Genomic DNA, 19,056 nt, shown 5'->3' on the forward strand with positions numbered 1-19,056 from the left:
CCTTATCGGTTGGGTCAAACCAGTTGTTTGCGCTGGTTTGACGGCGGAATGGATAAAGATTCTCGGTACTTCGCAACGGTGCGGCGCGCCACCATGATGCCTTGTTCTGACAGCATCGACGTTAGCTTGCTGTCGCTCAGGGGCTTCGCGGGGTTTTCCGCCGCAATCAACTTCTTCACCAGTGCGCGGATCGCCGTGGAGGACGCTTCGCCACCTCCCTCGGTATTCACATGGCTGGAGAAAAAATACTTCAGTTCAAAAATGCCGCGTGGACTGTGCAGATACTTCTGCGTCGTCACACGAGAAATGGTCGATTCGTGCATCTCGACGGCCTGGGCGATGTCAGCCAGCACCATCGGTTTCATAAATTCTTCGCCTTGCTCAAAGAAGGCTTGTTGCTGCTCAACGATGCAACGACTGACGCGCAGCAGGGTATCGTTGCGGCTTTCCAGACTCTTAATCAACCACTTCGCATCCTGCAAATTACTGCGGATGTACTGACTGTCGGCGTCATTACGCCCACCGTTGCACATTGCGGCGTAGTGCTGATTGATCTGCAGGCGGGGAATGCTGTCACCGTTGAGCTCAACCGTCCAGTGACCGTTATGCTTACGTACCAGCACGTCTGGGATCACGTATTCCGGTTCGCCGGTCTGGATCGACTGACCCGGGCGGGGATCGAGTGACTGAATCAGATTGACCGCCTCTTTGAGCACGTCTTCTTTGAGACGTGTGACACGCATCAGAGTGCGGAAGTCGTGGTTCGCCAGCAGATCGAGATGATCGCTGATGATCAACCGGGCTTCTTCAAGGAAGGGGGTCGCTTTGTCGAACTGTGAGAGCTGGATCAGCAGGCAATCGCGCAGATCTTTTGCCGCCACGCCTACGGGATCAAACCGCTGAATACGTTTGAGAACGGCTTCGACTTCATCAAGACCGACCTCTTCATTGCCCATGCTTTCGAGGATGTCGTCCAGCGAAACGGTGAGATAACCGGTGTCGTCAACGGCATCCACAATCGACGTGGCGATTGCGCGGTCGGTATCGGAGAACGGGGTAAGTTCCACCTGCCACATCAGGTAATCCTGTAGGGTCTGCGTGGTTTCACCCTGGTAAACGGGGAGCTCATCGTCGATGTAGTCGCCGCTGGTGCCCGACGGCGTACCGGCGGTGTAGATTTCATCCCAGCTGGCGTCGAGCGGCAACTCTTCCGGCATCTCTTTTTGTTCGAGAGCGTCGGCGGTATCCAGCGTTTCGCTGTCCTGAGTTTCGCGGGTATCAACTTCGTCGTGAAGATCGGTTTGCTCCAGCAACGGATTGCTTTCCAGCGCTTGCTGGAGTTCCTGCTGCAGTTCCAGCGTGGACAACTGCAACAGACGAATCGCCTGTTGTAGCTGCGGCGTCATCGCCAGTTGTTGGCTCAGCCTGAGTTGCAAACCTTGCTTCATGTTCAGAGTCGTTTTCTCCCGCTATGACGTCGCAAACTTCTACCCTATCAGAGTCTGAAGTCTTCCCCAAGGTATACGCGCTTCACGTGCTCGTCCTGCAGGATTTCTGTCGGCGTACCGTGCGCGATCAGGTGTCCCTGGCTCACGATATAGGCTCGTTCACACACGGCCAGCGTTTCGCGGACGTTATGGTCGGTAATCAACACGCCGAGACCGCTGTCACGCAGATGCTCAATAATGCGTTTGATATCGATAACGGAGATGGGGTCAACGCCGGCAAACGGTTCATCCAGCAGGATAAATTTCGGGTTAGCGGCCAGGGCGCGGGCGATTTCCACACGGCGACGTTCCCCGCCGGAGAGTGACTGACCCATGTTGTCGCGCAGATGCTCAATGTGGAACTCTTCCATCAGCTCGTTAGCGCGGTCTTCACGCTGTTCGCTGGAGAGATCGTCACGAATTTGCAGCACGGCCATCAGGTTATCGTACACGCTCAGGCGGCGAAAAATCGACGCTTCCTGCGGCAGATAGCCAATTCCTCGGCGTGCGCGGGCATGCAGCGGCAGCAGGCTGATGTCTTCATCATCAATAATGATGTTACCGGCATCGCGCGGCACAATGCCGACAACCATGTAGAAGGTGGTGGTTTTACCCGCACCGTTCGGCCCAAGCAGACCGACAATCTCGCCCGAGTTGACGGTCAGGCTGACATCTTCCACGACGCGGCGGCCTTTGTAGGCCTTCGCCAGATTCTTTGCAGTTAATGTTGCCATAACGAATTAGTTACTCTTCTTCTGAGCCGGGGCCTGGTTTTTGTCCTGCAACTGCGACGGAACCAGAACGGTAGTCACACGCTTGCCTTTCTCACTGAAGGCCTGCATTTTCTGCTCTTTCACCAGATAGGTAATTTTGTCCCCGGTGATGTTGCTGTCGAGCTGTTCCAGGTACGCATTGCCGGTGAGCACGACAAAGTCTTTCGCCAATTCATAATGCATTTTCGACGCATGGCCTTTTACCGGCTTACCGTTGTCCTGCATTTGATAGAACGTGGCCGGGTTGCCGAAGCCGTCAATGACCTCTTTACCCTCTTCACCGCCAGGGCGGGTAACGACCACTTTATCGGCGTTAATTTTGATCGTGCCCTGGGTCACAATGACATTGCCGGTGAAGGTCACGACGTTGCCCTGCATATCCAGAGACTGCTGGTCCGATTCAATGTGGATCGGCTGTTCGGTATCGCCGGTGACGGCGAACGCCGGAATGCTGGCGGCCAGAAGTGAGCTGGCAAGCACAAGATTAAGGCTGAGTTTGTTTGTTTTGAATTTCATAGGAGGTTCTAACCTTTTCAATCAGCTCGGCGTTCTTGCTGCGTAAGTTGCCGCGCATTTTCAGTCCGCTGGAGTTAAATGTTGTTCCGTATAACGTGACGAGGTCTTCAGAGGTAACATCCTGCGTCACCAGATTGATCTGCGCGTTATCGGTGGTAATTCTGCGAAGTTGAGCGTCAGGCACCAGCGCGTTGACTTCAACGTGACCATAAAGATACAGCATCCGATCCTCAGTCAGCTTGGCTTTATCAGCCTTGATTGACCACGTCGGGATCTTGTCCTTATCAAACGTCGTTAATACGGGTTGTGTGAACCACGAAACGGCCTGATCGGAATAATATTCAACATGTTGGGCGATCAAACGATAGCTCAGCGCGCCTTCCGGACTGTAGACAACGGTATCCGTATGCTCGCTCTTGTAGGTCGGATCGCTCGTATTCACCACCACCTGCGCCGTGTCGTCTTTATCGGCCAGGTTAATCCCAATCAGCACCAGCACGGCCAACGACAGTAGAATGATAACCCAACGTCTGGCTTTACTCATATCGATTGCCCTTTGGCCTCATCAAGCTTACCCTGCGCCAGTAATAATAAATCACAGACTTCTCGTACCGCGCCGCGCCCGCCCGCGATTTTCGTAACGTAATCCGCGCGCGTGAGCAGTAACGGATGCGCATCCGCAACGGCAATACTCAGGCCAATTTTTTCCATCACCGGCCAGTCAATCAGATCATCACCGACGTAGGCCACGTTTTCCGGCGCAATCGCCAGTTTTGCCAGCAGATCGTGAAAGGCGACCAGTTTGTCTGATTGCCCCTGATACAGATGCGTGATCCCCAGTGTGGCACACCGATCTTCTACTAGTTTAGCCTTTCGTCCGGTAATGATGGCGACGTCGATATCAGACGTTAGCGCACAACGGATCCCGTAACCATCACGGACGTTGAAAGCCTTCAGTTCTTCACCGTTGTTGCCCATATAAATCAGGCCATCCGACAGCACGCCATCGACATCAAGAATCAGCAGACGGATATTCTCTGCTTTGGCGATGACGTCCGCGCTGACGGGTCCATAACAGGTCGCAAGCGACGCACCTGCTTTGCTCATTTCTCTTTATCCTTGAATTTCTACACAACGCCTGCACGCAGGAGATCATGCATATGTAACACACCGAGTAACTGGTCGCCATCGGCAACCATTACGGAGGTGATATGACGAGACTGCATTAAGTTCAGGGCATCGACCGCCAGAATCCCTGGACGCACGCGAATGCCCCCAGGCGTCATCACGTCGGCGATACCGAGCTGGCGCACGTCAACGCCCATATCAAAGACGCGACGTAAATCACCGTCGGTGAAGATACCGTCGATCTTCATCGCATCATCGCAAATCACGGTCATCCCGAGGTTCTTGCGGGTTATCTCCAGCAGCGCATCGCGCAGGCTGGCTTCTTTGGTGACATGCGGGATTTCATCACCCGTATGCATAATATCGTTCACGCGCAGCAGCAGTTTACGCCCCAGCGCACCGCCCGGATGTGACAGCGCAAAATCTTCAGCGGTAAAGCCGCGCGCCTTTAACAACGCCACCGCCAGCGCATCGCCCATCACTAATGTGGCGGTGGTGCTGCTTGTCGGGGCCAGTCCAAGCGGACAGGCTTCCTGCGGTACTTTAACACACAGATGGACATCCGCAGCACGCGCCATGCTGCTTTCTGGTCGACCGGTCATGCAGATAAGCTGAACCTGCAGTCGCTTAAGAACCGGAATCAGGGCCGCGATCTCGCTGGATTCCCCGGAGTTGGAGATGGCAATCACTACATCCTGCGAGGTCACCATCCCCAGATCGCCGTGGGCGGCTTCGCCCGGATGAACGAAGAATGAGGAGGTACCGGTGCTGGCAAAGGTCGCGGCCATTTTGCGGCCAATATGCCCCGATTTCCCCATGCCCATCACCACCACTTTGCCGGTGCAGTTGAACATTTTTTCACAGGCGAGAGTGAAATCCTGGTTGATGTACTGATCGAGCTCCGCCAGGCCTTCACGTTCAATCGCCAGAACCTCTTTGCCGGCTTGCTGAAAGTCAAAACCCGGTTGTAACGCTAAGTGCGACATATGTCTGTTTCCAGTTATCCAACGAGAAGTGGCGATAGCCAATACAACATCGCCAGCCATACGATAAAACCGCCAGTCAGCAGCACGCCCGCGCCGCGACCGGACTGGCGGGGACGCCGCCAGCAAACTAATGCAAAGATGATGCTCACCAGCAGCATCACGCTGTAATCACGGCTGAACGCCAGCGGATTGACGTCACCCGGCGTAATCAGCGCGGGAAGGCCGAGAACAATGGTGAGGTTAAAAATGTTCGCGCCGATGATATTGCCCACCGCGATATCGTTCTCACCTTTGCGCACGCCCGCGATGGCGGTTGCCAGTTCAGGCAGGCTGGTGCCAATGGCGATCACCGTCAGGCCAATCGTCAGTTCGCTCATTGCGAAGTAATTGGCAATCACAGTGGCGTTATCCACCACCATTCGGGTCGCCATCGGCATGATAATCAGCGCAATGCCCAGCCATAAAAACGCCACCGGTAATCCGCCTTCACGCGGCAACTCGGCAACCTGCTCCCGGGTGAGGCTGTCATTACCCTGACGCTCAGCGAGACGGGCGATTTTAACAATGAACAGCAGCCATAACACGGCTAACAGTAAAAGAAAGATACCATCGCTGCGGCTGAGTTGTCCGTCATACAGTACGGATCCGGCCACAATGCTAACCAGCAACATTAGCGGCAATTCGCGACGCAGAACATCGGAATGCACGGTAAAAGGGTGGATCAGCGCGGCAAGCCCGAGGATCAACAAAATGTTGGTAATGTTAGAGCCTAGCGCGGTGCCGACGGCTAAATCTAACTGCCCGTGCAGAGAGGCGGCGACAGAAACAATAATTTCAGGCAGAGATGTGCCTATACTGACTACCGTCATACCGATAATCAGCGGCGGGATCCCGAAGGTTCGACATAAGATTGACGCGGCAAAAACCAGGCGGTCGGCGCCGTAGACGACCAATAATAAACCAATAATTAACAGCGCCGTTGCTAAAAGCATCTAAAGTCCTTTCTTCAGGTATACTCGCCGGTCCACCGGGATCGTCTGGAAACCGTAACGAAGTCTTAATTTTGACTTTATGCAGCTAAAAAGTAAAACAAATGCCAGCTTTAGCTAACCAGCACGGGTAATATTCTGTAAATATGTTGGGTTCATGGCTGAATTCCACGCCATGCTGAGATCAACAAGCAACACGAAGGATGAATCAATGGGGCAGTCTGTGGCGAATTTAGTCGATATGCGCGATGTCAGCTTTACGCGCGGCGACCGCTGCATTTTCGATAACATCTCTCTGACCGTACCGCGTGGCAAGATAACCGCGATCATGGGGCCATCGGGCATCGGTAAAACGACGCTGTTGCGTCTGATCGGCGGACAAATTGTGCCGGACCAAGGAGAGATCTTGTTTGATGGCGAGAACATTCCTGAGATGTCTCGCTCGCGCCTCTACACGGTACGCAAACGGATGAGTATGCTGTTTCAGTCCGGGGCGCTGTTCACCGACATGAACGTGTTTGATAACGTGGCCTATCCGTTACGCGAACATACCACGCTTCCCCCGCCGTTACTGAAGAGCACGGTGATGATGAAACTGGAAGCCGTCGGTCTGCGCGGCGCGGCAAAACTGATGCCCTCTGAACTGTCTGGTGGGATGGCGCGCCGGGCGGCGTTAGCACGCGCCATTGCGCTGGAGCCGGATCTCATCATGTTTGATGAACCGTTTGTCGGACAGGATCCGATCACCATGGGCGTGCTGGTCAAACTGATTTCTGAATTAAATAATGCGCTGGGCGTGACCTGCGTCGTGGTTTCTCACGATGTGCCGGAAGTCCTGAGTATTGCCGATCACGCCTATATTATGGCGGACAAAAAGATTGTGGCCCACGGCAGCGCGCAGGCGTTGCAAGAGAATGACGACCCGCGTGTGCGTCAGTTCCTGGATGGCATTGCAGACGGGCCGGTCCCGTTCCGCTATCCTGCGGGCGATTATCACTCTGATTTACTCGGAACAGGGAGTTAAGCCACTCATGCTGTTAAATGCACTGGCGACGCTGGGACATAAGGGGATTAAAACTCTCAGAACGTTCGGGCGCGCCGGGTTAATGTTGTTCAATGCGCTGGTTGGCAAACCGGAGTTTCGTAAGCACGCGCCGTTGCTGGTGCGCCAGCTTTATAATGTGGGCGTCCTGTCGATGCTGATCATTATTGTTTCTGGCGTGTTTATCGGCATGGTGCTGGGGCTGCAGGGCTATCTGGTACTCACCACCTATAGTGCGGAAACCAGTCTGGGGATGTTAGTGGCGCTGTCGCTGCTGCGTGAACTCGGTCCGGTTGTCGCCGCGCTGCTGTTTGCGGGGCGTGCGGGCTCTGCGCTGACCGCTGAAATTGGCCTGATGCGCGCGACCGAACAGCTTTCCAGTATGGAAATGATGGCCGTCGATCCACTGCGCCGGGTGATCTCTCCGCGTTTCTGGGCGGGCGTGATTTCGCTGCCGCTGCTGACGATTTTGTTTGTGGCCGTCGGAATCTGGGGCGGTTCTCTGGTCGGCGTAAGCTGGAAGGGGATTGATGCTGGCTTCTTCTGGTCCGCGATGCAGAATGCCGTCGACTGGCGTCTGGATCTGGTCAACTGTTTGATTAAAAGCGTGGTGTTCGCCATTACGGTAACCTGGATTGCATTATTCAATGGGTATGATGCGATTCCAACCTCGGCGGGAATCAGCCGGGCAACCACACGCACCGTTGTGCACTCGTCGCTGGCCGTTCTGGGTCTGGACTTTGTACTGACCGCATTGATGTTTGGGAATTGAGTTCATGCAAACGAAAAAAAATGAAATTTGGGTGGGGATCTTCTTGTTAGCCGCATTGCTGGCCGCGCTGTTTGTCTGCCTGAAGGCGGCCAACGTGACCTCTATGCGCACAGAACCGACCTACACGATTTACGCGACATTCGATAATATCGGCGGCCTGAAAGTGCGTTCGCCAGTGCGTATCGGTGGTGTGGTCGTGGGCCGCGTGGCGGATATCTCCCTGGATCCGAAGACCTATTTACCGCGCGTGACGCTGGACATCGAAGAACGTTATAACCACATCCCTGATACCAGTTCACTGAGCATCCGGACGTCCGGTCTGCTGGGGGAACAGTATCTGGCGTTGAACGTTGGTTTTGAAGATCCTGAGCTGGGAACGTCTATCCTCAAAGATGGCGGCACAATCCAGGACACCAAATCCGCGATGGTGCTGGAAGACATGATTGGTCAGTTCCTTTACAACAGCAACAGTAAAGGCGATGACAATAAGAATTCTGGCGATGCGCCGGCGCCAACCGAAGGCCATAATGAAGCCACTGGGCCTGCGGGCACAACGAATTAATCTCAGGAGAATCGAATTATGCTTAAGCGTTTAATGATGGTGGCTCTGCTGGTGATTGCACCGCTGAGCACCGCCATTGCAGCCGATCAGACCAACCCTTACAAGTTGATGGATGAAGCGGCGCAGAAAACCTTCGACCGCCTGAAAAACGAACAGCCGAAAATCCGTTCTAATCCGGATTATCTGCGTGATGTGGTTGACCAGGAGCTGCTGCCGTATGTGCAGGTGAAATACGCTGGTGCGCTGGTGTTGGGGCGTTACTACAAAGAGGCTACTCCGGCTCAGCGTGAAGCCTATTTCGCCGCGTTTCGTGAATACCTGAAACAGGCCTACGGCCAGGCGCTGGCGATGTATCACGGGCAGACGTATCAGATTGCTCCGGAACAACCGTTAGGCGATGCGAGCATCGTTCCGATCCGTGTAACCATTCTCGATCCAAACGGTCGTCCTCCGGTGCGTCTGGACTTCCAGTGGCGTAAAAACACCCAGACGGGTCACTGGCAGGCCTATGACATGATCGCCGAAGGCGTCAGTATGATCACCACCAAACAGAATGAGTGGAGCGATCTGCTGCGTACTAAAGGGATCGATGGACTGACAGCGCAACTGAAATCTATCTCGCAGCAAAAAATCACGCTGGAAGAGAAGAAGTAATGACGCAGTCACTCAACTGGACGCGTGACGGTGACAAGCTGTCGCTGGTGGGGGAACTGGACCAGGATGTGCTTAATCCTTTGTGGGATGCGCGTATTGAAGCGATGACCGGTGTGACCTGCATCGATCTCAGCCAGGTCTCCCGAGTGGATACGGGGGGACTGGCGCTGCTGGTCCATCTCATCAGTCTGGTGAAAGAGCAGGGCAACAACGTGTCGCTGTCGGGGGTGAACGACAAAGTCTTTACCCTGGCGGAACTCTATAATTTGCCGGCTGACGTGCTTCCGCGTCAGTAATATCAGTACGTTATTATCTACAGCCTCGCCGGATTGACCCGCGAGGCTTTTTGCTTATTTATGACAGCGCAACTTTGCTCTAAGATGTTGGGCTGTTTTCACAATCTGACGAATGAAGAGCCCATGGAAAATAATGAAATTCAGAGCGTGCTGATGAACGCACTCTCCCTCCAGGAAGTCCACGTCTCTGGCGATGGCAGTCACTTTCAGGTTATTGCCGTGGGTGAGATGTTTGACGGCATGAGCCGGGTGAAGAAGCAGCAGTCGGTCTATGCGCCGCTGATGGAGTACATTGCGGACAACCGCATTCATGCCCTGTCGATCAAAGCGTATACCCCCGCAGAGTGGGCGCGCGATCGCAAACTAAACGGTTTTTGAGTTACGGGTGATACACCGGTAACGACGATGAATTTTAACTGAGAACAACATCATGGATAAATTTCGTGTACAGGGGCCAACCCGGCTCCAGGGCGAAGTCACAATTTCTGGCGCGAAAAACGCCGCTCTGCCGATCCTTTTTGCGGCGTTGCTGGCGGAAGAGCCGGTAGAGATCCAGAACGTCCCGAAATTGAAGGACGTTGATACCTCGATGAAACTGCTGAGTCAGCTTGGCGCGAAAGTGGAACGCAATGGCTCCGTGCACATCGATGCCCGCGACGTGAATGTTTTCTGCGCACCGTATGACCTGGTAAAAACCATGCGCGCATCAATTTGGGCGCTGGGACCGCTGGTGGCTCGTTTTGGTCAGGGCCAGGTTTCTCTGCCTGGCGGTTGCACGATCGGCGCACGTCCGGTTGACCTGCATATCACTGGTCTGGAGCAACTGGGCGCCACGATCACGCTGGAAGAAGGCTATGTGAAAGCTTCCGTGGATGGCCGCCTGAAAGGCGCGCATATCGTCATGGATAAAGTCAGCGTTGGCGCAACGGTCACCATCATGTGTGCCGCCACGCTGGCGGAAGGCACCACCATCATTGAAAACGCCGCACGTGAACCAGAAATTGTCGACACGGCCAACTTCCTGATTGCGCTGGGCGCGAAAATCTCCGGCCAGGGTACCGATCGTATCACCATCGAAGGCGTAGAACGTCTGGGCGGCGGTGTCTATCGCGTATTGCCGGACCGTATCGAAACCGGGACTTTCCTGGTCGCCGCGGCGATTTCTCGCGGCAAAATCATCTGCCGTAACGCGCAGCCGGATACGTTGGATGCGGTACTGGCGAAACTGCGCGATGCCGGCGCGGATATCGAAGTGGGTGAAGACTGGATCAGCCTCGACATGCACGGTAAACGTCCAAAAGCCGTCAACGTGCGCACCGCGCCGCACCCGGCATTCCCGACGGACATGCAGGCCCAGTTCACGCTGCTGAACCTGGTAGCGGAAGGGACCGGATTCATCACGGAAACCGTGTTTGAAAACCGCTTTATGCACGTGCCTGAGCTGAGCCGTATGGGCGCTCATGCGGAAATCGAAAGCAATACCGTCATTTGTCACGGTGTCGATAAGCTCTCCGGCGCGCAGGTGATGGCGACGGATCTGCGTGCTTCGGCCAGTCTGGTACTGGCGGGATGTATTGCGGAAGGGACGACGGTTGTGGATCGTATTTATCATATCGATCGTGGATACGAGCGTATCGAAGATAAACTGCGCGCGCTGGGCGCCAATATCGAGCGCGTAAAAGCCGAATAAGCGTCAATGAAAGCAGTAGCCCCATTGCCGATGGCCGGGGCTACTGCTTTGTGCCTTACTCTACATCCTGCTTGTCACGACGTGCCGCCCGCATCATGCGCGTTCTGTCGATAAACGCATGGGTTTTCGCGTCATGGTAACGTGAAGGCCAGATCACCCAGGGATCCGTTCCGAGCGCTTTCGCAATGATCAGCTCGCCTTTCGGCCACGGTCGGGTTAAGGCGTTTGCCAGCGTGGAGGAACTTAATCCATTTCTGCGCGACTCGGCAGCCATTGATGTCCCTCTTTTACGTAATCCAGCAATGATATCTGCCGGATGCCAGTCAATGAGTTTGCTCTCCATTTATCCCCTCGTTTATGGTCATTCATCGTTGATTGACACAATCAATTTGCAGAAGACACTATACGCTCAGAGAATTGTTGTTCTAATATGTTCGAGTAAAGAGTTTGAATATTCAGAATTTATTAAGAGTTTTTGCTTTATTTGCAGCGGAGTAGAGAGATTGCGTGGGTTTTATTGGAGCTTTTATGAATCATCCCGCGCAGGCAGCGGGATGATTCCATCGTTATTAACGGTCGCGCTGGACGGCGATATGTGCCAGGCCGATCAACGCTTCGCGCCATTGGGAATCCGGCAGCACTTGCAGCGCGGCGATGGCTTTGTCAGCCTCTTCTTCCGCACGCTGGCGTGTCCACTCCAGTGAGCCGCAGGCGTTCATCGCTTCCAGCACGGGCTCCAGGAGGTGTCGGCCATTGCCTTGCTCGATCGCATGGCGAATCATTTGCGCCTGCTCTGGCGTGCCGTTACGCATCGCATGCAGCAGCGGTAACGTCGGTTTGCCTTCGTTCAGGTCATCACCGACATTTTTACCGAGCTGTTCGCCGTCGGCGTTATAGTCCAGCAGATCGTCAATCAACTGGAATGCAGTGCCCAGATAGCGACCATAATCCTGCAGTCCTTTTTCCTCGGCTTCACTACAGCCCGCGAGGAGACCGGAACACTGCGCCGCCGCTTCAAACAGACGCGCTGTTTTACTGTAGATCACGCGCATATAGCTTTCTTCCGTAATGTCCGGGTCGTTAACGTTCATTAACTGCAGGACTTCACCTTCAGCAATGACGTTCACGGCTTCAGACATCACTTCCAGCACCCTCAGCGAGCCGAGGCTGGTCATCATCTGGAAAGCTCGGGTATAGATAAAATCGCCAACCAGCACGCTGGCGGCATTGCCAAACGCGGCGTTCGCCGTGGCTTTACCCCGGCGCATATCGGATTCATCCACCACATCGTCATGAAGCAGGGTGGCGGTGTGGATAAATTCGATCAATGCCGCGATCGTGACATGGGCATTTCCCTGATAGCCAACGGCGCGCGCCGCGAGTACGGCAATCATCGGGCGAATGCGTTTACCGCCACCGCTCACAATGTAATAGCCCAACTGATTGATCAGTTGGACGTCGGAATTAAGCTGTTCAAGGATTGTCGCATTGACACCCGCCATATCTTGCGCGGTTAACTCATTGATTTTTTCTAAATTCATCGCAAAAGCCGGGCTTTTCGCCCCGTTTACCTCATCATACGGCAAGGTAACTTAGGGTTTAGGGTTAGAAATATATGCTGATTGTACTGAAAAAACGCCGCAGATAAACGTTACCATACACGTTGTGTTTTTTTTCTTCATGTATTGACTGTAGCACTTGTCAAAGGCTCACGTTTTGCGTAATATTCGCGCCCTATTGTGAATATTTATAGCGCACTCTGAATCATTGAAAAGGTGTGCGCGGAAGCGGAGTTTTTTATGTACGCGGTTTTCCAAAGTGGTGGTAAACAACACCGAGTAAGCGAAGGTCAGACCGTTCGCCTGGAAAAGCTGGACATCGCAACTGGCGAATCTATTGAATTCGCTGAAGTTCTGATGATCGCAAACGGTGAAGAAGTCAAAATCGGCGTTCCTTTCGTTGATGGCGGCGTTATCAAAGCTGAAGTTGTTGCTCACGGTCGTGGCGAGAAAGTTAAAATCGTTAAGTTTCGTCGTCGTAAACACTATCGTAAGCAGCAGGGCCATCGTCAGTGGTTCACTGATGTGAAAATTACTGGCATCAGCGCCTAAGACCTGAGGAGAGATTTAAATGGCACATAAAAAGGCTGGCGGCTCAACTCGTAACGGTCGCGATTCAGAAGCTAAACGCCTGGGCGTTAAGCGTTTCGGTGGCGAATCCGTTCTGGCGGGTAGCATCATCGTTCGTCAACGTGGTACCAAGTTCCACGCTGGCACTAACGTAGGTTGCGGTCGTGACCACACTCTGTTTGCTAAAGCAGACGGTAAAGTGAAATTTGAAGTTAAAGGCCCGAACAACCGTAAATACATCAGCATCGTTGCTGAGTAAGTTTTTCGTGGTCCGGTAACGGATAAAAGCCCCGCAACCTGTTGCGGGGCTTTTTACATTCGACGACCGGTAAATATGCTCGTGAAACCGTTTTGCACCGGATAACGAGCCCTTGCAGGGAAAACGGGCATGAAGCAGCAGGCTGGCATTGGTATTCTTTTGGCGCTCACAACGGCGGTGTGTTGGGGGGCTTTGCCAATTGCTATGAAGCAGGTGCTGGAGGTGATGGAGCCTCCTACCATCGTTTTTTACCGTTTTTTAATCGCCAGTGTTGGCCTCGGGGCGATTCTGGCCGCGAAGCGTAAGCTTCCGCCGCTGCGCATTTTTCGCAAGCCGCGTTGGCTGGTCCTGTTGGCGATTGCTACCGGTGGGCTCTTTGGCAACTTCATCCTGTTCAGCTCTTCCCTGCAGTATTTAAGCCCAACGGCTTCGCAGGTGATCGGCCAACTGTCGCCGGTGGGCATGATGGTCGCGAGCGTATTTATCCTTAAAGAGAAAATGCGCGGTACGCAGATTGTCGGCGCGATAATGCTGTTGTGCGGACTGGTGATGTTCTTCAATACCAGTCTGATCGAAATTTTTACCAGGCTGACCGATTACACCTGGGGTGTCATTTTTGGCGTCGGTGCGGCTACGGTCTGGGTAAGCTATGGTGTCGCGCAAAAGGTGTTATTGCGGCGTCTGGCATCACCGCAGATTCTGTTTTTACTGTACACTTTATGTACGATAGCGCTATTGCCGCTGGCGCAGCCCGGCGTGATAGCTCAGCTCAGTGACTGGCAGCTAGCCTGTTTAATTTTCTGTGGGCTGAATACACTGGTAGGATATGGCGCCCTGGCGGAAGCGATGGCGCGATGGCAGGCAGCGCAGGTGAGCGCATTAATCACGCTCACCCCGCTGTTTACGCTGTTATTTTCAGATCTTTTATCTATGGCCTGGCCCGATTTCTTCGCCAGACCGATGTTAAACCTTCTCGGTTATCTCGGTGCGTTTGTCGTGGTTGCGGGCGCGATGTACTCCGCCATTGGTCATCGTATTTGGGGCGGATTACGTAAGCATGAATCGGTGGTATCGCAGCCCCGCTCAGGCGAATGATTTACGGAGAGTAAAATGAAGTTTGTTGATGAAGCAACGATTCTGGTCGTTGCAGGCGATGGCGGTAATGGTTGCGTAAGCTTCCGCCGTGAGAAATATATCCCGAAAGGCGGTCCGGACGGCGGCGATGGCGGTGATGGTGGCGACGTCTGGATGGAAGCCGACGAAAACCTGAACACCCTGATCGACTACCGTTTTGAGAAATCTTTTCGCGCAGAGCGAGGTCAGAATGGCGCCAGCCGTGACTGCACCGGTAAACGCGGGAAAGATGTCACCATTAAAGTACCGGTAGGGACGCGTGTGATCGACCAGGGCACGGGCGAAACCATGGGCGACATGACCAAACACGGTCAGCGTCTGATGGTCGCAAAAGGCGGCTGGCACGGTCTGGGTAACACCCGCTTTAAATCTTCCGTCAACCGTACGCCGCGGCAGAAAACAATGGGGACGCCGGGCGACAAGCGTGACCTGCTGCTGGAGCTGATGCTGCTGGCGGATGTGGGCATGCTGGGGATGCCAAATGCCGGTAAATCGACCTTTATCCGAGCGGTCTCTGCGGCGAAGCCTAAAGTGGCGGATTATCCGTTTACCACGCTGGTGCCGAGCCTCGGCGTTGTCCGTATGGATAACGAGAAGAGCTTCGTGGTTGCGGACATTCCAGGGCTGATTGAAGGCGCTGCGGAAGGTGCCGGTCTGGGCATCCGCTTCCTGAAACACCTTGAGCGTTGCCGCGTACTGCTGCACCTCATCGATATCGATCCGATCGACGGTTCCGATCCGGTTGAGAATGCGCGCATCATCATCGGCGAGCTGGAAAAATACAGTCAGGATCTGGCAGCCAAACCGCGCTGGTTAGTGTTCAACAAGATCGATTTGCTGGACAAAGCCGAAGCGGAAGAGAAAGCCAAAGCTATCGCGCAGGCGCTGGGCTGGGAAGATAAGTACTATCTGATCTCTGCCGCCAGCCAACTGGGCGTGAAAGATCTCTGCTGGGATGTGATGACCTTTATCATCGAGAACCCGATTACTCAGGCGGAAGAAGAGAAGCAGCCAGAGAAAGTCGAGTTCATGTGGGATGATTATCATCGCCAGCAAATCGCAGAAGTGGAAGAAGAAGCAGAAGACGACTGGGATGACGACTGGGACGAAGACGACGAAGAAGGCGTCGAGTTCATCTATAAGCGTTAATCTCAAGAAAACCCCGGCCATGTTGCCGGGGTTTTTGTTTCTGCTGACTCAGTTATTCTGATAAATATCTTTGTACAATCGGCTTTCAAAGCGAACCAGCGGAATGCGGCGGTTACGTTGATCGGCAGGTTCTACCGCATAACCCGACAGATATTGTACAAACGCCATCCGTTGCCCGCTTGCGGTGGTAATAAAGCCCGCCAGGTTGTATACCCCCTGCAATGAACCCGTTTTCGCTGAGACCTTACCGTCGACGCCCGCCTGATGCAGACCCGCACGGTACTGCAGAGAGCCGTCATAGCCCGCCAGCGGCAGCATTGAGATGAAGTTCAGCTCGTTGTCGTGCTGCGCGATGTATTGCAGTACCTGCATCATGGTGGAGGGGGCAATCAGGTTATGGCGCGACAGGCCGGAGCCATCGGCAATAATCGTGTTGCCAATATCGACCCCTGCTTGCTGACGCAGGATCTGCCGCACGGCATCGGAGCCCGCACGCCACGTTCCCGGTACATTAAACCGTGCGTGACCAATCATCCGGAAGACGGTATCGGCAATCATGTTGTCCGACTTTTTCAGCATAATCTTAAGCAGATCGTGCAGCGGCGCAGACTGCTTGCTTGCCACAATGGTGCCTGGCTCATTGACCTGCGTCTGGCGTAATAATGTTCCGCTATAGGTGATACCGGCCTGTTTGAGCTCATCTTTCAGGATAGCCCCGGCATAGCTGGCGCCGTCCTGAATGGCAAATGCCAGCGGCAGAGGGTCGGCACGCTGCGGCAGACACCCGGTCAACGTGAAGCGGTTTAAATCGCCCGGAACCACGTCCAGCTCACAATATTGCGCCTCCGCAGAGCCGCGCGCGAGGGTGCGAACCTGGCTGAACATCGTGACCGGGTAGTAAGACGCCACGCGAATATAGGCCAAATCATTCGCTTTTTGCGCGCTGTAGAGCGAAATCGAGAAGCAGTTTCGATCGACAATGGCGGCCGCAGGCGGCGCGCTGAAGCACTGGGTCATGTCGTTCCAGGGCCATCCTGGCGCTTTATCGTGACTGGCAAAAACTGAGGTATCAATCAGGACATTTCCGGTGATTTGCGTGACGCCTGATTTTTTCAGGTTCGCTACCATATTCCGAATATCCTGTCTTTTTAGCGTCGGATCGGCACCAAATCGCGCCACTAAGTCACCTTTGAGAACGCCCGCATCAACGCTGCCTTTAGTCTCCAGCGTGGTCGTAAAGCGGAAGTCAGGGCCAAGCTGAATTAAGGCCGCCAGCGCGGTAATCACTTTCTGCGTACTGGCAGGAAGTGCCATTTGCTGACTATGATAATCAATTGCGGGAGTCGGGGCGCCGACCTTCTGAACCATGAGGGCAAGGTTGGCTCCGGCAGGGAGCTGGTTGATGTACTCGTCAACGTTCGCGGCCTGGACGCTGAACGCTACACTGGTGGTCAATCCGATGATAAATCTGGAAAATCGCATAATCTCGCGCTAACAACCTGGAAACAAGCCGTCATACTACGGCGCAATGCCCTGGAAAGTAAACGATGACCCATAGGGAACTCCAGGGTAAAATACGTATCAAATTAAGAATTGTAGCTGACCTGGACCTTGCGTCCGGGTCGGTATTTTTTTGCTTCTGGTCCGGGTATGACGCCATACCGGGGCAGGCTTAACAGCCGGGGCACAGCGTCGCCCCCTACAGGAATGTTCAAGAGGTATAATCAATGCAAGCGATTCCGATGACCTTACGTGGTGCAGAAAAATTACGCGAAGAGCTGGATTTTCTGAAATCTGTGCGCCGCCCTGAAATTATCGCCTCTATTGCCGAAGCGCGTGAGCATGGCGATCTGAAAGAGAATGCGGAATATCACGCGGCGCGTGAACAGCAGGGGTTCTGTGAAGGTCGTATCAAAGACATCGAAGCGAAGCTGTCGAATGCACAGGTCATCGATGTCACCAAAATGCCGAATAACGGTCGCGTTGTCTTTGGCGCGACGGTCACCGTTCTGAACCTTGATAACGACGAAGAGCAGACCTGGCGTATCGTGGGCGATGACGAAGCGGACTTCAAACAGAACCTGATTTCCGTCAACTCGCCGATTGCACGTGGTCTGATTGGCAAAGAACAGGATGACGTCGTGGTGATCAAAACGCCGGGCGGTGAAGTGGAATATGAAGTCACTAAGGTAGAATACCTGTAAGTGCTCAAGATGTTGATGTATTGTAAAGAAAGGAAAAAGGCCGCATAGCGGCCTTTTATCAACGAAGAGAGCGTGGCATTTTGCTCTCCTGCTTGCGGGAAATCCCTCGTTTTACACAGGTTTTGTGTTCGACTTTAGGATATTCTTAGCGTGGCAGCGAGATTTTGCGTTCTTTACTCGGGCGATAAAGCACCAGCATTTTACCGATGACCTGTACATTACAGGCGCCGGTTTCGCGCACGATAGCGTCCACGATCAAGGTTTTTGTTTCGCGATCTTCAGACGCGACTTTCACCTTGATAAGTTCATGGTGCTCTAACGCTTGTTCAATCTCGGCCAGTACCCCTTCGGTCAAACCATTATTGCCAAGCATAACGACCGGCTTGAGCGGATGTGCCAGACCTTTCAGGTGCTGTTTTTGTTTAGTACTCAGATTCATCGTATATTTTTGCTTACGTTGGGATTGAAAACGGGTCATTCTACCGCCATCTCCCATATATCGCCAAATAGTGCGTGGAAATTTACGCCGTATGGCAACGATGTTCTGCCCCGATGGGAAAGTTAAATGACAGGTAAGAAGCGTTCTGCCAGCTCGAGTCGCTGGCTTCAGGAACACTTTAGCGATAAATATGTTCAAGAGGCACAGAAAAAGGGGTTGCGTTCCCGTGCCTGGTTTAAACTTGATGAAATACAGCAAAGTGACAAACTTTTTAAGCCGGGGATGACAGTAGTCGATCTCGGTGCTGCGCCAGGAGGCTGGTCACAGTATGTGGTCTCGCAGATTGGCGGCAAAGGCCGTATCATCGCTTGTGATCTTTTACCTATGGATCCTATCGTTGGTGTGGACTTTCTTCAGGGCGATTTTCGTGATGAACTTGTCATGAAAGCGCTGCTGGAACGCGTGGGTGACAGTAAAGTCCAGGTTGTCATGTCAGATATGGCACCAAACATGAGCGGAACACCGGCGGTGGATATCCCCCGTGCCATGTATCTGGTGGAACTGGCGTTAGAAATGTGTCGTGATGTGCTAGCGCCAGGTGGCAGTTTTGTAGTGAAGGTGTTCCAGGGCGAAGGTTTCGATGAGTACCTAAGGGAAATTCGCTCCCTGTTTACGAAGGTGAAAGTTCGTAAGCCGGACTCTTCTCGCGCACGTTCGCGTGAAGTGTATATTGTAGCGACCGGGCGTAAACCATAACTGGTCGATTTCAGACGAAAGTTTGAAAGACGCTGGATATAGAGTATCCTGACGCTGTTTTTAACACAGTTGTAATAAGAGGTTAATCCCT

At 53.6% G+C, this 19,056-nt stretch carries 24 protein-coding genes; 13 read left to right on the plus strand and 11 right to left on the minus strand.

Annotated features, from left to right (window positions below; genetic code table 11):
* Nucleotides 1-14 precede the first annotated feature (14 nt).
* Genes rpoN through AL479_RS11730 form a run of 7 tightly spaced genes read right to left on the minus strand, consistent with a single transcriptional unit; the run spans nt 15 to nt 5,882 of the window.
* Nucleotides 15-1,448, minus strand: coding sequence for an RNA polymerase factor sigma-54 (gene rpoN / locus AL479_RS11700; RefSeq protein WP_061076171.1), 1,434 nt, complete (start codon nt 1,446-1,448; stop codon nt 15-17).
* Between the two features lie 47 nt (nt 1,449-1,495).
* The gene (gene lptB, locus AL479_RS11705; protein WP_042998305.1) at nt 1,496-2,221 is read right to left on the minus strand and encodes an LPS export ABC transporter ATP-binding protein; all 726 of its coding nucleotides are present in this window, start codon (nt 2,219-2,221) and stop codon (nt 1,496-1,498) included.
* 6 nt (nt 2,222-2,227) lie between these two features.
* A complete protein-coding gene (gene lptA / locus AL479_RS11710) occupies nt 2,228-2,776 on the minus strand; it encodes a lipopolysaccharide ABC transporter substrate-binding protein LptA (protein WP_061076172.1) in 549 nt (182 codons plus the stop codon).
* Nucleotides 2,745-3,320 carry an LPS export ABC transporter periplasmic protein LptC gene (gene lptC, locus AL479_RS11715; RefSeq protein WP_042325047.1) on the minus strand — a complete coding sequence of 192 codons (576 nt, stop codon included), beginning with the start codon at nt 3,318-3,320 and terminating at the stop codon, nt 2,745-2,747. The genes lptA and lptC overlap by 32 nt, the downstream gene beginning before the upstream one ends.
* The gene (gene kdsC, locus AL479_RS11720; protein WP_061076173.1) at nt 3,317-3,883 is read right to left on the minus strand and encodes a 3-deoxy-manno-octulosonate-8-phosphatase KdsC; all 567 of its coding nucleotides are present in this window, start codon (nt 3,881-3,883) and stop codon (nt 3,317-3,319) included. Before kdsC ends, lptC begins: the two co-directional genes overlap by 4 nt.
* Nucleotides 3,884-3,903: 20 nt before the next feature.
* A complete protein-coding gene (gene kdsD / locus AL479_RS11725) occupies nt 3,904-4,890 on the minus strand; it encodes an arabinose-5-phosphate isomerase KdsD (protein WP_061076174.1) in 987 nt (328 codons plus the stop codon).
* Nucleotides 4,891-4,904: 14 nt separating this feature from the next.
* Entirely contained in the window at nt 4,905-5,882 is a 978-nt protein-coding gene (locus AL479_RS11730) for a calcium/sodium antiporter (RefSeq protein WP_061076175.1), read from the minus strand.
* A 208-nt stretch (nt 5,883-6,090) separates the two neighbouring features.
* Here AL479_RS11730 and mlaF point away from each other — a divergent pair, with 208 nt between their 5' ends.
* The 7 genes from mlaF (at nt 6,091) to murA (ending at nt 10,895) form a co-directional block, all read left to right on the plus strand.
* Complete coding sequence (mlaF, locus tag AL479_RS11735) at nt 6,091-6,903, plus strand: phospholipid ABC transporter ATP-binding protein MlaF (protein WP_061076176.1); 813 nt, start codon at nt 6,091-6,093, stop codon at nt 6,901-6,903.
* Between the two features lie 7 nt (nt 6,904-6,910).
* A complete protein-coding gene (mlaE, locus tag AL479_RS11740) occupies nt 6,911-7,693 on the plus strand; it encodes a lipid asymmetry maintenance ABC transporter permease subunit MlaE (RefSeq protein ID WP_042325057.1) in 783 nt (260 codons plus the stop codon).
* A 4-nt stretch (nt 7,694-7,697) separates the two neighbouring features.
* On the plus strand, nt 7,698-8,255 hold the full coding sequence (gene mlaD, locus AL479_RS11745; RefSeq protein WP_061077968.1) for an outer membrane lipid asymmetry maintenance protein MlaD: 558 nt from the start codon (nt 7,698-7,700) through the stop codon (nt 8,253-8,255).
* A gap of 18 nt (nt 8,256-8,273) precedes the next feature.
* Entirely contained in the window at nt 8,274-8,909 is a 636-nt protein-coding gene (mlaC, locus tag AL479_RS11750; RefSeq protein ID WP_061076177.1) for a phospholipid-binding protein MlaC, read from the plus strand.
* Nucleotides 8,909-9,205: a lipid asymmetry maintenance protein MlaB gene (gene mlaB, locus AL479_RS11755; protein ID WP_061076178.1), complete on the plus strand. Its 297-nt coding sequence runs from the start codon at nt 8,909-8,911 to the stop codon at nt 9,203-9,205. The genes mlaC and mlaB overlap by 1 nt, the downstream gene beginning before the upstream one ends.
* 123 nt (nt 9,206-9,328) lie before the next feature.
* On the plus strand, nt 9,329-9,583 hold the full coding sequence (gene ibaG, locus AL479_RS11760; protein WP_042325065.1) for a BolA family iron metabolism protein IbaG: 255 nt from the start codon (nt 9,329-9,331) through the stop codon (nt 9,581-9,583).
* Between the two features lie 52 nt (nt 9,584-9,635).
* Nucleotides 9,636-10,895 (plus strand): UDP-N-acetylglucosamine 1-carboxyvinyltransferase, encoded by a 1,260-nt coding sequence (gene murA, locus AL479_RS11765; protein ID WP_061076179.1) that lies wholly within the window; start codon nt 9,636-9,638, stop codon nt 10,893-10,895.
* Between the two features lie 55 nt (nt 10,896-10,950).
* Here the strand turns inward: murA and sfsB are convergent, their stop codons facing one another.
* Together sfsB and ispB are read right to left on the minus strand one after the other, a co-directional pair.
* A complete protein-coding gene (gene sfsB, locus AL479_RS11770) occupies nt 10,951-11,238 on the minus strand; it encodes a DNA-binding transcriptional regulator SfsB (protein WP_061076180.1) in 288 nt (95 codons plus the stop codon).
* A 226-nt stretch (nt 11,239-11,464) separates the two neighbouring features.
* A complete protein-coding gene (ispB, locus tag AL479_RS11775; protein ID WP_061076181.1) occupies nt 11,465-12,436 on the minus strand; it encodes an octaprenyl diphosphate synthase in 972 nt (323 codons plus the stop codon).
* A gap of 258 nt (nt 12,437-12,694) precedes the next feature.
* On the opposite strand from ispB, the gene rplU reads away from it, so the two are divergent.
* From rplU to cgtA, 4 genes are all read left to right on the plus strand, one after another.
* Nucleotides 12,695-13,006 carry a 50S ribosomal protein L21 gene (gene rplU / locus AL479_RS11780; RefSeq protein ID WP_042325074.1) on the plus strand — a complete coding sequence of 104 codons (312 nt, stop codon included), beginning with the start codon at nt 12,695-12,697 and terminating at the stop codon, nt 13,004-13,006.
* A 19-nt stretch (nt 13,007-13,025) separates the two neighbouring features.
* Complete coding sequence (gene rpmA / locus AL479_RS11785) at nt 13,026-13,283, plus strand: 50S ribosomal protein L27 (protein ID WP_003861831.1); 258 nt, start codon at nt 13,026-13,028, stop codon at nt 13,281-13,283.
* Nucleotides 13,284-13,412: 129 nt separating this feature from the next.
* Entirely contained in the window at nt 13,413-14,378 is a 966-nt protein-coding gene (locus AL479_RS11790) for a DMT family transporter (protein WP_061076182.1), read from the plus strand.
* Between the two features lie 15 nt (nt 14,379-14,393).
* Nucleotides 14,394-15,566: an Obg family GTPase CgtA gene (cgtA, locus tag AL479_RS11795; RefSeq protein ID WP_061076183.1), complete on the plus strand. Its 1,173-nt coding sequence runs from the start codon at nt 14,394-14,396 to the stop codon at nt 15,564-15,566.
* 48 nt (nt 15,567-15,614) lie between these two features.
* Here the strand turns inward: cgtA and dacB are convergent, their stop codons facing one another.
* Nucleotides 15,615-17,048 carry a serine-type D-Ala-D-Ala carboxypeptidase gene (dacB, locus tag AL479_RS11800; RefSeq protein ID WP_061076184.1) on the minus strand — a complete coding sequence of 478 codons (1,434 nt, stop codon included), beginning with the start codon at nt 17,046-17,048 and terminating at the stop codon, nt 15,615-15,617.
* A 245-nt stretch (nt 17,049-17,293) separates the two neighbouring features.
* Here dacB and greA point away from each other — a divergent pair, with 245 nt between their 5' ends.
* Entirely contained in the window at nt 17,294-17,770 is a 477-nt protein-coding gene (gene greA, locus AL479_RS11805) for a transcription elongation factor GreA (RefSeq protein ID WP_042325084.1), read from the plus strand.
* Nucleotides 17,771-17,915: 145 nt separating this feature from the next.
* Here greA and yhbY read toward each other — a convergent pair whose 3' ends face one another.
* Nucleotides 17,916-18,209, minus strand: coding sequence for a ribosome assembly RNA-binding protein YhbY (gene yhbY, locus AL479_RS11810; RefSeq protein ID WP_041686369.1), 294 nt, complete (start codon nt 18,207-18,209; stop codon nt 17,916-17,918).
* 126 nt (nt 18,210-18,335) lie between these two features.
* On the opposite strand from yhbY, the gene rlmE reads away from it, so the two are divergent.
* Nucleotides 18,336-18,965: a 23S rRNA (uridine(2552)-2'-O)-methyltransferase RlmE gene (rlmE, locus tag AL479_RS11815; RefSeq protein WP_042291855.1), complete on the plus strand. Its 630-nt coding sequence runs from the start codon at nt 18,336-18,338 to the stop codon at nt 18,963-18,965.
* Nucleotides 18,966-19,056 lie beyond the last annotated feature (91 nt).

The organism is Citrobacter amalonaticus (assembly GCF_001559075.2).
GTDB classification, from domain to species: domain Bacteria; phylum Pseudomonadota; class Gammaproteobacteria; order Enterobacterales; family Enterobacteriaceae; genus Citrobacter_A; species Citrobacter_A amalonaticus_F.

What these genes read in the sequence shown, in the direction of transcription:
- AL479_RS11790 (WP_061076182.1), top strand. Translation starts at nt 13,413, where the DNA reads ATGAAGCAGCAGGCTGGCATTGGTATTCTTTTGGCGCTCACAACGGCG.
- rplU (WP_042325074.1), top strand. Translation starts at nt 12,695, where the DNA reads ATGTACGCGGTTTTCCAAAGTGGTGGTAAACAACACCGAGTAAGCGAA.
- sfsB (WP_061076180.1), bottom strand. Translation starts at nt 11,238, where the DNA reads ATGGAGAGCAAACTCATTGACTGGCATCCGGCAGATATCATTGCTGGA.
- lptC (WP_042325047.1), bottom strand. Translation starts at nt 3,320, where the DNA reads ATGAGTAAAGCCAGACGTTGGGTTATCATTCTACTGTCGTTGGCCGTG.
- kdsC (WP_061076173.1), bottom strand. Translation starts at nt 3,883, where the DNA reads ATGAGCAAAGCAGGTGCGTCGCTTGCGACCTGTTATGGACCCGTCAGC.
- rlmE (WP_042291855.1), top strand. Translation starts at nt 18,336, where the DNA reads ATGACAGGTAAGAAGCGTTCTGCCAGCTCGAGTCGCTGGCTTCAGGAA.
- mlaC (WP_061076177.1), top strand. Translation starts at nt 8,274, where the DNA reads ATGCTTAAGCGTTTAATGATGGTGGCTCTGCTGGTGATTGCACCGCTG.
- cgtA (WP_061076183.1), top strand. Translation starts at nt 14,394, where the DNA reads ATGAAGTTTGTTGATGAAGCAACGATTCTGGTCGTTGCAGGCGATGGC.
- ispB (WP_061076181.1), bottom strand. Translation starts at nt 12,436, where the DNA reads ATGAATTTAGAAAAAATCAATGAGTTAACCGCGCAAGATATGGCGGGT.
- kdsD (WP_061076174.1), bottom strand. Translation starts at nt 4,890, where the DNA reads ATGTCGCACTTAGCGTTACAACCGGGTTTTGACTTTCAGCAAGCCGGC.
- AL479_RS11730 (WP_061076175.1), bottom strand. Translation starts at nt 5,882, where the DNA reads ATGCTTTTAGCAACGGCGCTGTTAATTATTGGTTTATTATTGGTCGTC.
- mlaE (WP_042325057.1), top strand. Translation starts at nt 6,911, where the DNA reads ATGCTGTTAAATGCACTGGCGACGCTGGGACATAAGGGGATTAAAACT.
- rpoN (WP_061076171.1), bottom strand. Translation starts at nt 1,448, where the DNA reads ATGAAGCAAGGTTTGCAACTCAGGCTGAGCCAACAACTGGCGATGACG.
- lptB (WP_042998305.1), bottom strand. Translation starts at nt 2,221, where the DNA reads ATGGCAACATTAACTGCAAAGAATCTGGCGAAGGCCTACAAAGGCCGC.
- murA (WP_061076179.1), top strand. Translation starts at nt 9,636, where the DNA reads ATGGATAAATTTCGTGTACAGGGGCCAACCCGGCTCCAGGGCGAAGTC.
- dacB (WP_061076184.1), bottom strand. Translation starts at nt 17,048, where the DNA reads ATGCGATTTTCCAGATTTATCATCGGATTGACCACCAGTGTAGCGTTC.
- yhbY (WP_041686369.1), bottom strand. Translation starts at nt 18,209, where the DNA reads ATGAATCTGAGTACTAAACAAAAACAGCACCTGAAAGGTCTGGCACAT.
- greA (WP_042325084.1), top strand. Translation starts at nt 17,294, where the DNA reads ATGCAAGCGATTCCGATGACCTTACGTGGTGCAGAAAAATTACGCGAA.
- ibaG (WP_042325065.1), top strand. Translation starts at nt 9,329, where the DNA reads ATGGAAAATAATGAAATTCAGAGCGTGCTGATGAACGCACTCTCCCTC.
- mlaF (WP_061076176.1), top strand. Translation starts at nt 6,091, where the DNA reads ATGGGGCAGTCTGTGGCGAATTTAGTCGATATGCGCGATGTCAGCTTT.
- rpmA (WP_003861831.1), top strand. Translation starts at nt 13,026, where the DNA reads ATGGCACATAAAAAGGCTGGCGGCTCAACTCGTAACGGTCGCGATTCA.
- lptA (WP_061076172.1), bottom strand. Translation starts at nt 2,776, where the DNA reads ATGAAATTCAAAACAAACAAACTCAGCCTTAATCTTGTGCTTGCCAGC.
- mlaB (WP_061076178.1), top strand. Translation starts at nt 8,909, where the DNA reads ATGACGCAGTCACTCAACTGGACGCGTGACGGTGACAAGCTGTCGCTG.
- mlaD (WP_061077968.1), top strand. Translation starts at nt 7,698, where the DNA reads ATGCAAACGAAAAAAAATGAAATTTGGGTGGGGATCTTCTTGTTAGCC.